We start from the raw sequence: 13,696 nt of genomic DNA on the forward strand, positions 1-13,696 counted from the left end.
TTCGTTCCCGGGCGCGCTCTACCGTGGCGCGGCGCCGGGGCTTACTCCTCGGGGCATGGAGGCATCACCCATGAACCGTGTCGAGACGATCCTCTCCGTTCCCCGCTCGGCCGAGCTGGCCGCGCTGATGTTGCGCCTCGGGCTGGGCGCCGTGTTCCTGGCGCACGCGCTCGCCAAGCCGCTCGTGTTCACGTTGCCGGGCACCGTCGCGTTCTTCGCGGCGAGCGGCTTCCCGGGCTGGACGGCGTATCCCGTGTTTCTCGCCGAGCTGCTCGGCGGCGCGGCGCTGCTCGCCGGGCTCAGGACGCGCCTTGTCTCGCTCTTGCTCCTGCCGGTGATGATCGGCGCGCTGCTCGTGCACCTGCCGAACGGCTGGATGTTCGCCGGCCAGGGGGGCGGCTGGGAGTACGTCGCCTTCCTGATGATCGCGCTCGGCGCGCAGGCCCTCCTCGGCGACGGCGCGTTCGCCGTGAGCCGGCTGCAGCGCAGCTAGCGCCTCGCCGCGCGCGGTCGAGCAGGGCCGCGCGATCTGCGCGGCGGCTCGCGCCGCGTCACGGCAAGTTGGCGTCCATCCAGGCGAGTCGGGCCCGCAGGAAGTCGCGCATGACCTGCAGCTGCCCCTCCCACGTCGGCGCGGTGGGGCCGCCGAGGAAACCCTCGCTCGACTCGATGACGCTCGACACCGGCCACTTGGCGAAGTCGCGGACCACGGCCTGCGAGAGCGGCGCGCTCAGCGCGTTCATGCGCTGCTCGATCGCGGCCTCGGACAGGTGCGTCTGGCGAAGCGCCGTGTAGCGCGCCTTCACCTGCGCCATGAACCTCGGATCCGCGGTGAGCTTCTGGTACCAGTTGTTGACGTTCCTCGTGCCGCTGAAGCGCCAGCCGGTGTCGTTCGCCGATTGCGGCGTCGCGCTCTGGGCGCCCACCCCGCCGAGCGCGAAGTTGTAGTCCCACAGCGGCCCGGCCTTGAGCTTCTGATCGCGATCCTTGAAATAGTAGGCGCTCCGCACGTAAGCGTCCACGTTGAGCGTCAGCTCGCTGATGATCAGATAATCGATGAACGACGGCACGTCGATGTACGACGCGTAATCGCCGATCGGCGTCTGGTGGATGCTGTCGTGGAACTGCTGGATGTACTGCGTCAGCCAGGTCGCCTGCTCATCGTTCAGGGGATCGGGATCCACGACCTCGAGATCGATCCAGCACGTGCCGCCCTCGTCGGGACGGGGACCCCCGCCGCCGCCGAAGCTGAACGACGGGAGGGGATCCGATCCGGTGCAGGCGAGCTTCGGCTCCTCGGCGGCCGCCTGGTCGAACTTGAAGATGTAGCCGCCGCTGATGTCCGGTAGTCCCCGGTCCGTCTCCTCGAGCTCCTTGAGATCGGTGCGGACCTTGTTGTTCTTGATGGTCTCCGAGATCCAGTAGATGCCCTGGTAATCCGCCTCGCCGACGACGCGCGCGTCGTAGTTCAGATAGACCTCGGCGAACTCGACGCGCGGCACCTGGAGGCCCATGTCGCGGCCGAGGCTGTAGGTGAACGGATTGCGGATCAACGTGCGGTCGTAGTAGGGAGGGATCAGCGCCCAGTCCGAGTCGGCGGGCATGCCCAGCACCGGGTAGTCGAGATCCTTGTCGTCGTTGCCCCACAGCTCGAGCTTGTACGGTGTTTGCGGGAAGTTCCGCGACGACTGACCGCGCACGTGGTACCCGCCGCGCATCGCCAGCGTGGGCAGCGACGCGATCGACGCGACGCCGTTGACCGGCTCCCAGACCATCACCGCCGCGTCGAAGTAGACCTCCTTGTCCATCGGCTTGCCCATGCCGTAACCGTCCATGATCACGATGGGAAGATCGGAGGTCGCGTCGAAGGTGCGTGCGATGTAGAGGCCTGTGCTCACCGCGCCGCTCGCGGCGCCTCCCACGAACGCCTGCGCGCGGACCTGCGTTGTGACGGTGAGGGTCACGGGCTCGCCCGTGTACAACGTGGAGGATGCGGTCGGCAGCAGCCCGTCCAGCGTGTAGCGGATCTCGGCCCCCTCGATGGGAGTGGACATCCCCACCTGGATCTGATCCCTGAACGTCTGGCTGGGCGTGGAGAACGACACCTCCCCGTTCAGGGAGGGGGGAGGCGCCGCGGTGCCGTCGCCATCGCCGTTGCCGCCGCCGTTGCCGTTGCCGTCGCCAGCCGGTGCCTGGCCGCAGGCAACGCTCAGAGAGATCAGGGCGAGCGAGATGGAACGGTGAAACCGGGCAAAGCGCCCTCGTTTGACCATGGCATGATTTTCCACTGCGACCTCATTCAGAGTTCAAGGATTCTCCATTCTACTGGCACACAGGGCTGCAGCGCTATCCGTTTCGGGCGCGTCGACTCGAGCGGTCTCGTGTCCCTCGGCGGGGAGCAGCTCACACCTCGTAAAACGGCGCGTGTGAACGTGGATCATGGGGTGAGGGCAGCGCCAGCTGGGATTGGAATGGCGGCATGGTCGCCCGGGCAGGACGACCTCGCCGCCGAGGCGCTTCGTCTCCCTGAGCTGAACAGGATCAGCGCGCGTCAGGCGCGTCCCTGGCGAACGGCGCAATCTCTCTTCGAGCCGCTCTCGCGCACCGTTTGCACCCCTACGCCATGATTGCGCCTCGGCCGGCGCGGGGCAGCGCCGGGCAGCGCGGCCTTGTCCCCTTCTGGCCTCCCGGGATCCGGGGGCGAGCCGGCGGCACGAACATTGATTGGCCTCGTGGCCGCCGAGGACGCGCCCTGCGCGGCCGCGCTGCGGCCCACGCGCGCTCCCCGGCCGGCGCCCGCGCAGCGCGCGTGGGTCAACAACCCTCGAGGTCCGTCATGACCATGTTCTGCAACCAGTGCGAGCAAGCATCCCACGGGACCGGGTGCACCACGGCCGGCGTCTGCGGCAAGGACGAGGACGTTCAGTCGCTCCAGGAGCTCTTGATCTACGGCCTGAAGGGCGTCGCCGCCTACGCGCACCACGCGCGAAAGCTCGGCATGCGCGACGAGCGGGTGAACGGCTTCCTCGAGGAGGCGCTCTTCTCCACGCTGACCAACGTGAGCTTCGACCCCGAGGCGCTCCTCGAGCTCTGCCTGGAGTGCGGCCAGGTGAACCTCCTTGTGATGAGGATGCTCGACGAGGGCCACCGCATGCGCTTCGGCGAGCCGCAGCCGGCGATGGTCCGGGAAGGCACCCTGGCGGGGCCGGGGATCCTCGTCTCGGGGCACGATCTCTCGGACCTCGCCGAGCTGCTCCGGCAGTGCGAGGGGACGGGCGTGAGGGTGTACACCCACGGCGAGATGCTGCCGGCGCACGCGTATCCGGAGCTCGCGGGCCACCCGAACCTCGTCGGCCACTACGGCTCCGCGTGGCAGCACCAGAAGGCCGAGTTCCTGGCGTTCTCGGGGCCGATCCTGATGACCTCGAACTGCGTGCTCCTCCCGAAGGAGGCCTACCGCGATCGCCTGTTCACCGCCGGCGTCACCGCGGTGCCCGGCGGCCGGCGCGTGCGCGGCGGCGACTTCTCCGAGGTCATCCGGGCGGCCCTCGCGAGCCCGCCGCTGCCCGACCACTTCGTGCGCGAGACCGAGGTCGGCTACCACCACGAGGCGATCCTCGCGCACGCTGGGGCCATCGTGGAGGCGGTGAAGGCCGGGAAGATCAGCCGGTTCTTCCTGATCGGCGGCTGCGACGGCCCCGAGGCGGCGCGCAGCTACTTCACGGACTACGCCGCGCAGACGCCCCGGGACTCGTTCATTCTCACGCTCGGTTGCGGCAAGTACCGTATTCGCAACCAGGACCACGGCACCCACCTCGGCCTGCCGCGGCTGCTCGACATGGGGCAGTGCAACGACGCCTACGGCGCCCTCCGCGTGGCCGGCGCGCTCGCCCAGGCGCTCGGCTGCGGGGTGAACCAGTTGCCCCTCACGCTGGTGATCTCGTGGCTCGAGCAGAAGGCCGTGGCGGTGCTCCTCACCCTGCTCAGCCTGGGTGTGAAGGGCATCGTGCTCGGGCCGCGCCTGCCGGCGTTCCTCACGCCGAACGTGCTGCGGCTGCTGCAGCAGCGCTATGATCTCCGGCTGACCGGCAGGGCGCCGTCGATGGACCTGCTGCAGCTCCACCGGGCGCCCGCGAGCGCCTGAGCGCCTGTGCGCGGGCTCGCCCGCGCCGCGCCCGCCGTCTCGACATCGCGGGCCTGCGCCGGTACGACGCAGGCCCGCGACTCCGGTGCTGGCTCAGTGCGATGTCGTGTACTTGAACTCGAGGATCGCCCCCGGGTTGTCCAGGACCGTCGTGACGCCGCCGGTCGGTCCGCTCGTGTTCCCCGCGGTGTCCGTGATGATGTAGAAGGTCTTGCGGTCCGGGCTCATCGCGAGATCGCGGTACCGGTTCGTGGTCTGGAAGAGGACGGTGGGCTCGCCCTCCACGGTCTTCCCGTTCGGGCTCAGCTTCACCTTGTACACGGCGCCCTTCTTGAGGGCGGTCATCAGGAGAGAGTGATCCCACCCGCGGATGCCGTGCCCGGCAGGGTAGTAGTGGAGCGAGGAGGGCGCGATCGTCGGCCAGCAGATGTACTGGGTGGAGCCGCACGCCCAGTCGAAGAAGACGTAGTCGTTGGGCACGGTATAGAAGGTGAGGAGCGGCTCCTTGAAATCCGGATGGCTGAAGGCGCTCTCCAGCTGCCGCGGCACGGACGGGGGAGGAGCGAAGTCGCTCCAGGAGAGCTCGTTGCACGGCGTCGGGCTCGAGGCCGACCAGTTGTCGTACGTGTACGCCTGGTCGTCCTGGTAGCCGGCGACGTACGGCCAGCCATAGTTCTTGCCGGCCTGGATGAGGTTCAGCTCGTCGTCGCTCTTCGGCCCGTGCTCGTTCGCGTAGAGCTTGTCGCCCCGGCCGAACGTGAGGCCCTGCGCGTTGCGATGGCCGTACGAGTAGATATGGCTGCGGACCCCGTCGATCTTCGGGTTGTCCTTCGGGATCGATCCATCGACGTTCAAGCGCAGGATCTTGCCGACGTATTTCTGCCAGTCGTGCGCCGCGACCTCGGCCGCCGTCGGCAGCTCCTGCGCGCGGATGGGGTTGCACATCCTGGCGAACTGGTTGTTCCCCTGATCCCCGATGGTGTAATAGAGCTTCCCATCGGGGCCGAACAGGAGCCGCGCGGAGTTGTGATCGTCGCTCCCCGGCAGGCCCGTGACGATGTCGACAGGGTTTCCGAGGGTCTCGGTCACCCGGTTGTACGTGTAGCGGCGGATCTTCGTCCTGCGGTCCACCGCCGGATCTGCCGCGACGTTGTAGGTGAAGGACACGTACACGTAGTCCTTCCCTTTGTGCTTGAGCAGATCCGGGTGCAGCGCCAGGGCCAGCAGCCCGTCCTGACCTCCCGACTGGAACGCCTCCGGGATGGTGATCGCGGTCTTCTGCAGGCCGTCCTCCGGCCTCACGCGGACGACCCGCTTCCCTGTGCGCTCGGTGAGCCACAGGTAGCCATCCGGCCCCCAGACGATCCGCATCGGAAACGAGAGATCCCGTACGATCTCGCGCGAGGTGAAGGTCGGCTCCTCGCCGGAGCACACCTCCTCGCCATGGCCACGATCCTCGGTCTCCTCGGCGACGAGGGCCTGAGCATCGGATTCGAGCGGCTCGTCCGGCGGACCCGCCTCGCCACATCCGGTGAGGCTCCACGAAGCCGTGGTGAGCAAACCCACTTGAGCCAGAACAACAGCCAGGTTACGTGAGATAAAGGGCGACATAGGATTACCTCCCCGTCTCGTTCAAAGGACGTTCAAGTGTCGGTGCTGACCCGATCCCAACGCGCCATGGCGTGGCGGACGCGCCGGGTAAATCTCGGCATACAACCGGGGATTGCGAGACATCCGGTAGTGCCCTTCCCGGTTAGAGTAAGGTCTTTACTATAGCAAACGTGGAGCTCGCTCGCACTGACAACGTTGATTTGCGATGTCGGTGGATGACATTGTGCGTGAACGAGTCACTGTGTCGTCCCTGGCGCGGACATGGCTGCTCTCGCGCTCGTGGCGTCGCCTGCGCCTCGGCGGCCCTCGTGTCCGGGTCGCCGTGCCAGGACGGCCGAGCGTCGCAGCGCGGCCGAGCTCGCGATGTCGCGTGTCGCGTGTCGCGCGGCGCTCAATGGAGCGCTGGATCTCGGTGGGGTTACTTCGTCGACGCCGGCTCTGCGGACACGTCGAGCTTCTCGATCGAGCGCGGGGTCCCGAAGCCGGGCCCGCCGAGCGCGGTCTCGACCTTCAGATACACGTCCTGATGCCCGGAGGAGCGCGCGGCGTCGAGGAGGACGTCATTGCGGTAGAGCGTCACGACCAGCCCCGCGACGACCGACAGCGCGAGCGTCAGGCGCTGCGCCCGGCCCGTCTCGCGCGCGCGGGGCGCCACGTAGGTCGCCTCGTTGAACAACTCCGGCTCCCGCGCCTGCGGCATCCACGGCGGCGAGGTGGGCCGAGACGCCGCGAGCATCGCCGCGGGCGGCGCCTGCACCTCGGTCCGCGTCACGAGATTAGGTGAGCTGTCGTGCAGCGCCCCGAGCGGCATCGTGTCGCCGAGCGACATCGGGGCGCCGAGCGGCATCGTGGAGGACATGGGCGACGCCACCGGCGTCGGATGGTCGGAGTCCATGTTCCGCCGCCCAGGGGCGCGCGGGGGCGGCGGAGGCGGGCCCCGGCGCGCCGTGCTCGGCGGAGGACCCTGGACCTGCGCCGGCTCGGGGGGCGTGGGCTCGATTCCCGCCACGACGCCGAGCGGCTGCCAGGCGGCCATCCCGGGGCGCCATATCTTCGTCGTCTCGTCGATCACATCGAGACGGAACAGATCGTCGAGCTTGTCCAACGTGAGCACCTTGATGTCGTCAGGCGCGATCGCGACGTGCCAGAGACTCTCGCGATCATCGGTTGCCGGGACGGGCGGCGCCGGGCGCCTGGCCGGAAGGGGCGGCGGTTTCATACAAAGTCCTCCCTTGCGCCCGCGAGGATGCCACGGCGCGAGCGCACCGTACACAACGACATGAGGCGCCGCGTGCTTTCGAGACGGTGCGGATTTTTGCAATGAGTGAGGTGTGACCCGTGGCACTGGCGAGATCCTCGCCATGCCGGTATTCTCGCCCGCGATGGCGGCGGAGCATGGAGGCAGTCATGAACATCGCGGATGAGGCGATCGCGGCCGGCAACAGCGCTGGATCGTCCAGCTTCCGACGCTGGATGCGCGTGATGCCAGCGCTCCTCCTCGTCGCGGCCGCCGCGTTCGTGGCGGCATATTACGTCCCGCTTCACCGCGCTCACGTGCTCTTGCTGGAGGAGCAGCGGAAGTCGAACCAGAGGGCCAGAGAGCTCGAACAGACGCTGAGCCAGGTGCGCGGGGAGCTCGAAGCGAAGACGGCGCAGATCCAGAAGGGCGAGGCGGAGCGGCAGCAGACCGAGGCCGCGAAGAAGTCGGGCGCCGAGCGGGTCGAGCAGCTCAAGGCGGAGCTCGCGGGGAAGCTCGACAAGCACGTCAAGAAAGGGGTCGCGGCGGTCGCGGTCGCGGAGGGACAGGCGTTCGTCGCGCTCTCGGAGAGCGCGGTGTTCCTCCCCAACACGGTCGACGTGAGCCCGCAGGGGCAGGCCCTCCTGTGCCAGGTCTCGGGCGCGCTGTCCTCGAGCGGCGGCGGCCAGGCGCCGCTGCGCGTCGGCGCGGTCAGCGGTCCTCCGGCCTCGGTGCCGGCCCCCTTGCAGGCCGCCTATCCGACGCCGTGGGAGCTCTCCGCGGTCCGGGCGGCGACCGTCACGCAGACGCTCCAGGACAAGTGCGCGGTGGCAGGGGCCCGGCTGTCGGCGGTCGGGCACGCCGAGCACGACCCCGCGGCCGCCGCGCTCGGAGAGACCAAGCTGCCGCCGGGGCGCGTCGAGATCTCCGTCGCGCTGCCGGCGGCCTCCGCGGAGAAGTGACGGCCGCGAGGGCGCTCGACGCGCCCGCCGTCACGCGCCCCCCAGGCTGGCCGCGATGATCCGGCGCAGCTCCTCCTCGACGAACCGCTGCTTCGACAGCACCGCCCGCACGCCGCGCCCGCGCAGCGCGGCCTCGCTCTGCTCCTGCGCCGCCGTCGTCAGCACCACGACCGGCACCCGGGCGAGCCCGGGCGAGCGCCTGAGCTCCGCCACCATCTCCAGGCCGCTCAGGTAGGGCATCTCCAGGTCGGTCAGCACCACGTCGGGCGGCGCCGCCCGCGCCCGGGCGAGCCCCTCCCGCCCGTCGCTCGCCTCCTCCACGCGCAGCCCCATCGACCGCAGGATGCCGCAGAGCAGCTCCCGCGCGACGGGCGCGTCCTCCACGACCAGCGCGAGCGGCTCCCGCTTCTGCTCGGCGGCGGCGGTGAAGGGCGCGTTCCCCGGCGCCTGCCGGGCGTACGCGAACAGCCGCTCCACGTCGAGCAGCAGCATCGCCTCGCCGTCCGCCGTCGGCGCCACCCCGCGCACGAGCGGCGAGGTGACGGGCATCTCCTCCGAGCGCACGAGCGCGACAAGCCGGGGGTTCTCGTAGCCGTCCACGCTCACCGCGAAGAGGCCCGCGGCGTGGTGCAGCACGAGCGCCGCGTCCCCGGGCGCGGGCTGGCCTCCGTCGCCGAGCACCGCCCCGAGCGCGTACAGCGGCGCGAGCTCCGCGCCGGCGCCGCTGGTCAGGCGCACGCGCGGCCCGTCGGGGGCGCGCAGGAGCTCCTCGTCCTCCAGGAGCACGACCGAGTGCACGGCGTGCGTCGGCACCGCGCACCGGAAGCGCCGGCTGGAGATGGGGACCACCTCCTCGCCGTGCAGGTTCTTCGGCACCACGAGCACGATCGTCGTGCCGAGCCCGGGCTTCGAGTCGACCCGTACCTGCCCGCCCAGCGCGCCGATCTCGCGCGCCACGATGTCGAGCCCGACGCCCCGGCCCGAGATCGCGCCGACGCTGCGGCTCGTCGTGAGCCCGTGCGCGAACAGGTACGGGATGAGCTCGGCGTCGTCGAGGGTCGAGGCGCCCGGGACCGACGGCGCGAGCACCTCGCGCAGGCGGGCGAAGTCGACCCCGCCGCCGTCGTCCTTCACCTCGACCCGCACGGCGGCGTCGGTCTGGACCACGGTCACCGCCACCGTCCCGCGCGCGGGCTTGCCGCGGCTCGCCCGGACGTCCGCCGGCTCGATCCCGTGGTCGATGGCGTTGCGCACGAGGTGCAGGAGCGCCGGCTCGAGGCGGCGCTCCACGGCCGCGTCGAGCAGCCCCGTCCCCTCGACCCGCGCCTCGACGTCCTTGCCCAGCATGCGCGCCGCGCTCCGGGCGGCGAGCGACACCTGGTTCAGCAGGCGCTCGGTGCGCACGACCGACGCCCTCCGGACCACCTCGTCGAGCTCGTCGAGCGCGCGCCCCGCCGCGAACTCGTTGCTGGACCAGTCCGCCCGGACGGCGCTCAGGAGGCGCTCGATCTCCGCGCCATAACCGAGCGTCTTCGCGATGCGCTCCGCGAACCGATCCACGTCCGCGCCGCGGGGGTCGATCTCGACGAGCAGCGCGCGGAGCATGCGCTGGGACTCGCGGAGCCGCCGCTGGATGACCTCCCGCTCGCCGTGGAGCCGCTGGAGCTCCTGCAAGAGCGCCCCGACGGCCTCGGCGTCGAGGGCCGCGCGGGCGGTCGGCTGGGCGGGGTCGGGCGGCGCGTCGGGCGGGTCCAGCCGCGGCGGCACGACGCTCTCGTGCACGGAATCACACGGCGGTACGAGCGCCGGCGCGAGCGGCGGCGCGGGCTCGCCGGCGGGCGGGCCGCCGCCGCCGAGCTCCGCGCGCGCAGCGCGGAGGGTCTCCTTCACGATCTCGAGCTCGGGCGCGGCCTCGCCGCCGGGGCTCGCCGACAGCAGCCCTAGCCCCTCCAGCGCGCCGAGGAGGCTGTCGCCGGTGAGCTGCGTGGGGCGCGCGCCGCCCCGCACCGCGTCGATGACGTCCTCCGCCAGCTCGGCCAGGTCGCCGCACGCGGCGAGCTCCAGCATGTGCGCCTCGCCCTTCAGCGTGTGCAGGAGCCGGCGCAGCACCTGCAGGTTGCCGCTCTGGCCCTGCTCGTAGCCGAGCCACAGGTCCGTCGCCTGGGCCACGCGGTCGGGCATGGTCCGGCGGAACGCGGCGACGAGATCAGCCCGGCTCCTCATCCGCGTCCGCCTCCGCGCTCTCGGGCTTGCCGGCCCTCGCCCCCGGCGGCTTGACCCGGAAGGCCTTGGCCGTCGTCTTGAGCACGTGCGACAGCTGGAGCAGCGACTCGGCCGAGCGCGTCGCGGCCACGCTGCTCGTCAGCGTGTCGTTCACCGCCCCGACGATGTTGACGATCGCCGTCTTGACCCGCGCCGTCCCCTCGCGCTGGTGGTCCACCGCGTCCGAGATCTGCGCGGCGGCCGCGGCCGTGTCGCGGGCCAGCTTGATCCCGTCCTCGGTCGCGAGCACGGACGCGTGGGAGGCCGCGTGCATGTTCGCCACGAGCTTGCGGATGTCGCGCACCGAGTCCATGACGTGCTCGGACAGGCGGCGCATCTCGGCGGCCACGAGAGAGAACCCGCGCCCCACCTCGCCGGCCTTCGTGCCCTCGAGCGCGGCGTTGAGCGCGAGCAGGTCCGACTTGTCGGCGATGCTCTGGATCAAGGACAGGATCTCGCCGATGCGGTCCGAGTGGGAGCTGACGAGGCGCGTCTGCTCCGCCGTGTGCTGGACGCTGACGAGGCTCCGCTGCGCCGTCTCGTGCACGGTGGCCGCGTCCTTCGCGATGTGATCCGCGCTGGCGGTCAGGGCCTCGACGGTTCGCCGGATCTCCTCGAGCGCCGCGTTCTGCTGGCTCGCGCTCGTCTCCTGCTCGCGCACCGACGAGAACATGCCGGCGGCGGCCGACGCGACCTCCGCCGAGGTGTTGCCGATCCGCGAGGCGAGCTCCTGGAGGCTCGTCACCATGGAGCGGAACGCGGCGAACAGCTCCCCGTCGCCCGTGATCTTGCAGGTGAAATCGCCGCCAGCGACCCGCGCGGCCGTCTCCTGGAGCTCGCGCAGCTGGGTGTTCATCCGCTCGAACGCGCTGGCCATGTCCCCGAGCTCGTCGTCCGAGATCCTGAGGGACAGCCGGGCCGAGACGTCGCCCCGGGCGATCCGGTCCGCCGCCTCCTTGATGTGCGCCATCGAGCGCGTCATGCGCGCCGAGATGACCCAGGCGAGGCCCAGGCCGAGCAGCGCGATCCCCGCCGATTGCAGGGCGATGGTCCTGCGCGCGTCGGCGCGGCGCTCGGCGATCCGGTCGCTGCGCAGCCCGACGGCCAGCGTCCCGAGCTGGCGATCGCCGTTCCGCGACCGGATCGGGGCCTCGCTGACGACGACGCCCGCGTCGCCCCGGCCCCGCGCGCCCTCGGGCGCCTGCGCCGCGCCGATCGCGGCGATGCGCTGCCCCCTCGCGTCGTAGACGGACACCCAGCTCACCAGGGGATCGGTCATCGCGGTGCGCAGGGTGTCCGGGAAGGTCTCCGGCGGCTGCTCGAGGTCCATGGCCACGCCGATGGGCTCCTTCAGCATGGTCGCGAGGATCCCGGCGCGCTCGCGCAGCTCGGCCTCGCTCGCCCGCGCGGCGTGCTCGGGGATCAGCCACAGATCGAGCGCCGACAGCACGATGGCCACCGACGCGACGAGGGCGGCGATCTTCCAGCGGATAGAGCGAAAGTTGAGCATGGCGGGTGAGGGGCGGCGATGGCGGACGCTGAACGAGGGGCGCTGGATGGGCGATGGGCGATGGGCGATGGGCGATCGCGAGTCGTGAACCGTGAGCCGTGAACCTGCGGGCGGCGATGCGCGGTGTCCGGTGACGGACGTCGCGAGGGCCTCAGTCGACGATGCGGGCGAGCCGGAGGAGCTGCGGGTCGAAGCGGAGGCCGACGGCGTTGGCGTGCTTCACGTTCAGCAGGAGCTCGGGCTTGGCGCCCGAGAGCCCCACGGAGACGGCGCAGCCGCGCTTCGTGTCGTCGCCGTCGCCGCACACGACGATGCGGACGACGGCTCCCTCGCGCGACGGGATGTCCGGGATGGCCGCGGCGAGCCCGCGCGCCACATAGACCACCTCGGCGCCGGCGGCGCGCAGCGCCTCCTGCAGCTGGGCCCTTCCGCTGTACGTCACGCGCAGGACGGACGCCTGCCGCTTGGCCACGGTCGTCTTCGCGGCCAGCCTGGAGAGCACGGCCGCCATCGCGCTCGCGTCCTCGGCGCTCGCGCCCGACTCCGCCCCGACGACCGCGAGCACGGCCGTACCCGCGCGGCTCGCGAACCCGCTCTCGTAGCCGATCGATCGCAGGAGGATGGCGCCCCGCAGCTCGTAGGGGACGGAGGCGGCAGAGCGGCTCTCGGTGCTCACGGTCGTGAGGAGCGCCGCGGCCATCAGCATTCGAATCGACGAGATCGGAGATGTCATACTCCGCTGGCGAGCTTCGTAGGAGCGCGGACGGATCCTCGACGGGCGTGGCATCAGGCGACCGCGGACCCCACGTCAACGTTCCTTGGCGGCGAGCCGCTTGACCAGGGCCGGCAGACGATCGAGGTGGCGCTTCGAGAGGACCGCGTCCGCCTGGACCTCCAGCTGCAGCTGTTCGAGCTCCCGCTCGGAGTGTCCGGACATCAGGATGACGCTGAGCTGCCCGAGCCGCTGGTTCTTCCGGAACAGGGTGAGCAGCCGGTCCCCACGGATGGTGGGCATGAAGACGTCGAGGACGACGATGCGCACATGGTGCCGCACGATGGCCTGCGTCGCCCCGATGGGGGAGGGGAGCGCGAGCACCTGAAAACCGGCGGAGCGCAGCACGCGAGACACCTCTTCTCGGGCGATCTCGCTGTCGTCGATCACGAGCACAGGCGCGTTCGCCGGCGCGGTTGTCGGCGCGGTTGTCGGCGTGCTCGCCGGCGCGCTCGCCGGCGACCGCGACAGCGGTGCGCCGCTCGCCGGGGACGCCTCAACGGCCGAATCGAGCGGCGGTCTGGGTTTGGACGCAGGCGATCGGGAGCTCGGGACGCTCATGGGTTCGACCAGATGGCCTGAGCTTCGCGCGTCGCCGCCGAGGGCCTAGGCGCAGCGTCGGAAGCGTCGACCAGGTGGGCTGCGTCGAGGAAGGTCACCGCTCCCTCGCTGGTGTCGACGACGGCGTTCGGCGCAGGCTCCCCGAACACCTTGACCGCGGCGACACACCGCGTCTTGCCGGCGGGCAATCCCAGGTAGCCGCGCGCAGCGCGGCAGACGACGATACGGAGCGGGGTAGCCGCCGGCTCCGCGACGGCGGGCGACAGGATCACGATGATCCTCCCCCGGTCCTGGAGGATGCCCATCACCCGGGGGTCGGTGCGCGGCAGCGGCAAGGGGGCGCGCCATGCGATCACCTCTTCGACCTGCTGCGCCCTGAGCGCGAAGGTCGCCGTGCCCATGTCGAAGAGCAGGAAATCGACAACGGCCCTCTCGCGCAGGCCCTTGTCCGGGGCGTCGTCGCGCAGATCGTGAACCTGGCTGATTGCTTCGGACAAGGTGTCCTCGATTTACCACAAGGGCAGACGTCGGGGTGGTGCATTCGTATCGGGCTGCACGGTGTCAGGAGATTTCTGACGTCGATTCTGCTGTCGCTGTCGTGTGTGCTCCTGCGTCTGCCTTCCCGCGCATGCCCCGG

11 protein-coding genes are annotated in these 13,696 nt (G+C 70.8%); 3 read left to right on the plus strand and 8 right to left on the minus strand.

Annotated elements, in window-relative coordinates:
• Positions 1-70 precede the first annotated feature (70 nt).
• Positions 71-493: a DoxX family protein gene (locus WMF45_RS04385; RefSeq protein ID WP_437715709.1), complete on the plus strand. Its 423-nt coding sequence runs from the start codon at positions 71-73 to the stop codon at positions 491-493.
• A 58-nt stretch (positions 494-551) separates the two neighbouring features.
• Here WMF45_RS04385 and WMF45_RS04390 read toward each other — a convergent pair whose 3' ends face one another.
• The gene (locus WMF45_RS04390; protein ID WP_437715710.1) at positions 552-2,273 is read right to left on the minus strand and encodes a CotH kinase family protein; all 1,722 of its coding nucleotides are present in this window, start codon (positions 2,271-2,273) and stop codon (positions 552-554) included.
• A gap of 569 nt (positions 2,274-2,842) precedes the next feature.
• Here WMF45_RS04390 and hcp point away from each other — a divergent pair.
• Positions 2,843-4,144 (plus strand): hydroxylamine reductase, encoded by a 1,302-nt coding sequence (hcp, locus tag WMF45_RS04395; RefSeq protein ID WP_437719488.1) that lies wholly within the window; start codon positions 2,843-2,845, stop codon positions 4,142-4,144.
• A gap of 93 nt (positions 4,145-4,237) precedes the next feature.
• Here hcp and WMF45_RS04400 read toward each other — a convergent pair whose 3' ends face one another.
• Positions 4,238-5,710 (minus strand): glucose/sorbosone family PQQ-dependent dehydrogenase, encoded by a 1,473-nt coding sequence (locus WMF45_RS04400; RefSeq protein WP_437715711.1) that lies wholly within the window; start codon positions 5,708-5,710, stop codon positions 4,238-4,240.
• A gap of 463 nt (positions 5,711-6,173) precedes the next feature.
• On the minus strand, positions 6,174-6,974 hold the full coding sequence (locus tag WMF45_RS04405; RefSeq protein ID WP_437715712.1) for a DUF4339 domain-containing protein: 801 nt from the start codon (positions 6,972-6,974) through the stop codon (positions 6,174-6,176).
• 188 nt (positions 6,975-7,162) lie between these two features.
• Here WMF45_RS04405 and WMF45_RS04410 point away from each other — a divergent pair, with 188 nt between their 5' ends.
• Positions 7,163-7,954, plus strand: a complete 792-nt coding sequence (locus WMF45_RS04410; protein ID WP_437715713.1) for an OmpA/MotB family protein — start codon at positions 7,163-7,165, stop codon at positions 7,952-7,954.
• Between the two features lie 30 nt (positions 7,955-7,984).
• Here WMF45_RS04410 and WMF45_RS04415 read toward each other — a convergent pair whose 3' ends face one another.
• The 5 genes from WMF45_RS04415 to WMF45_RS04435 all read right to left on the minus strand — a co-directional run bounded on the left by WMF45_RS04415 (position 7,985) and on the right by WMF45_RS04435 (position 13,556).
• Positions 7,985-10,177 (minus strand): hybrid sensor histidine kinase/response regulator, encoded by a 2,193-nt coding sequence (locus WMF45_RS04415; RefSeq protein WP_437715714.1) that lies wholly within the window; start codon positions 10,175-10,177, stop codon positions 7,985-7,987.
• Positions 10,161-11,726: a methyl-accepting chemotaxis protein gene (locus tag WMF45_RS04420; protein WP_437715715.1), complete on the minus strand. Its 1,566-nt coding sequence runs from the start codon at positions 11,724-11,726 to the stop codon at positions 10,161-10,163. The genes WMF45_RS04415 and WMF45_RS04420 overlap by 17 nt, the downstream gene beginning before the upstream one ends.
• Before the next feature lie 151 nt (positions 11,727-11,877).
• Entirely contained in the window at positions 11,878-12,459 is a 582-nt protein-coding gene (locus WMF45_RS04425; RefSeq protein WP_437715716.1) for a YfiR family protein, read from the minus strand.
• A gap of 75 nt (positions 12,460-12,534) precedes the next feature.
• On the minus strand, positions 12,535-12,888 hold the full coding sequence (locus WMF45_RS04430; protein ID WP_437715717.1) for a response regulator: 354 nt from the start codon (positions 12,886-12,888) through the stop codon (positions 12,535-12,537).
• Positions 12,889-13,055: 167 nt separating this feature from the next.
• The gene (locus WMF45_RS04435) at positions 13,056-13,556 is read right to left on the minus strand and encodes a chemotaxis protein CheW (RefSeq protein ID WP_437715718.1); all 501 of its coding nucleotides are present in this window, start codon (positions 13,554-13,556) and stop codon (positions 13,056-13,058) included.
• Positions 13,557-13,696 lie beyond the last annotated feature (140 nt).

Source organism: Sorangium sp. So ce448, from assembly GCF_051520915.1.
Taxonomy (GTDB): Bacteria; Myxococcota_A; Polyangia; order Polyangiales; family Polyangiaceae; genus Sorangium; species Sorangium cellulosum_B.

What these genes read in the sequence shown, in the direction of transcription:
- WMF45_RS04390 (WP_437715710.1), bottom strand. Translation starts at nt 2,273, where the DNA reads ATGGTCAAACGAGGGCGCTTTGCCCGGTTTCACCGTTCCATCTCGCTC.
- WMF45_RS04410 (WP_437715713.1), top strand. Translation starts at nt 7,163, where the DNA reads ATGAACATCGCGGATGAGGCGATCGCGGCCGGCAACAGCGCTGGATCG.
- WMF45_RS04415 (WP_437715714.1), bottom strand. Translation starts at nt 10,177, where the DNA reads ATGAGGAGCCGGGCTGATCTCGTCGCCGCGTTCCGCCGGACCATGCCC.
- WMF45_RS04425 (WP_437715716.1), bottom strand. Translation starts at nt 12,459, where the DNA reads ATGACATCTCCGATCTCGTCGATTCGAATGCTGATGGCCGCGGCGCTC.
- WMF45_RS04405 (WP_437715712.1), bottom strand. Translation starts at nt 6,974, where the DNA reads ATGAAACCGCCGCCCCTTCCGGCCAGGCGCCCGGCGCCGCCCGTCCCG.
- WMF45_RS04385 (WP_437715709.1), top strand. Translation starts at nt 71, where the DNA reads ATGAACCGTGTCGAGACGATCCTCTCCGTTCCCCGCTCGGCCGAGCTG.
- hcp (WP_437719488.1), top strand. Translation starts at nt 2,843, where the DNA reads ATGTTCTGCAACCAGTGCGAGCAAGCATCCCACGGGACCGGGTGCACC.
- WMF45_RS04420 (WP_437715715.1), bottom strand. Translation starts at nt 11,726, where the DNA reads ATGCTCAACTTTCGCTCTATCCGCTGGAAGATCGCCGCCCTCGTCGCG.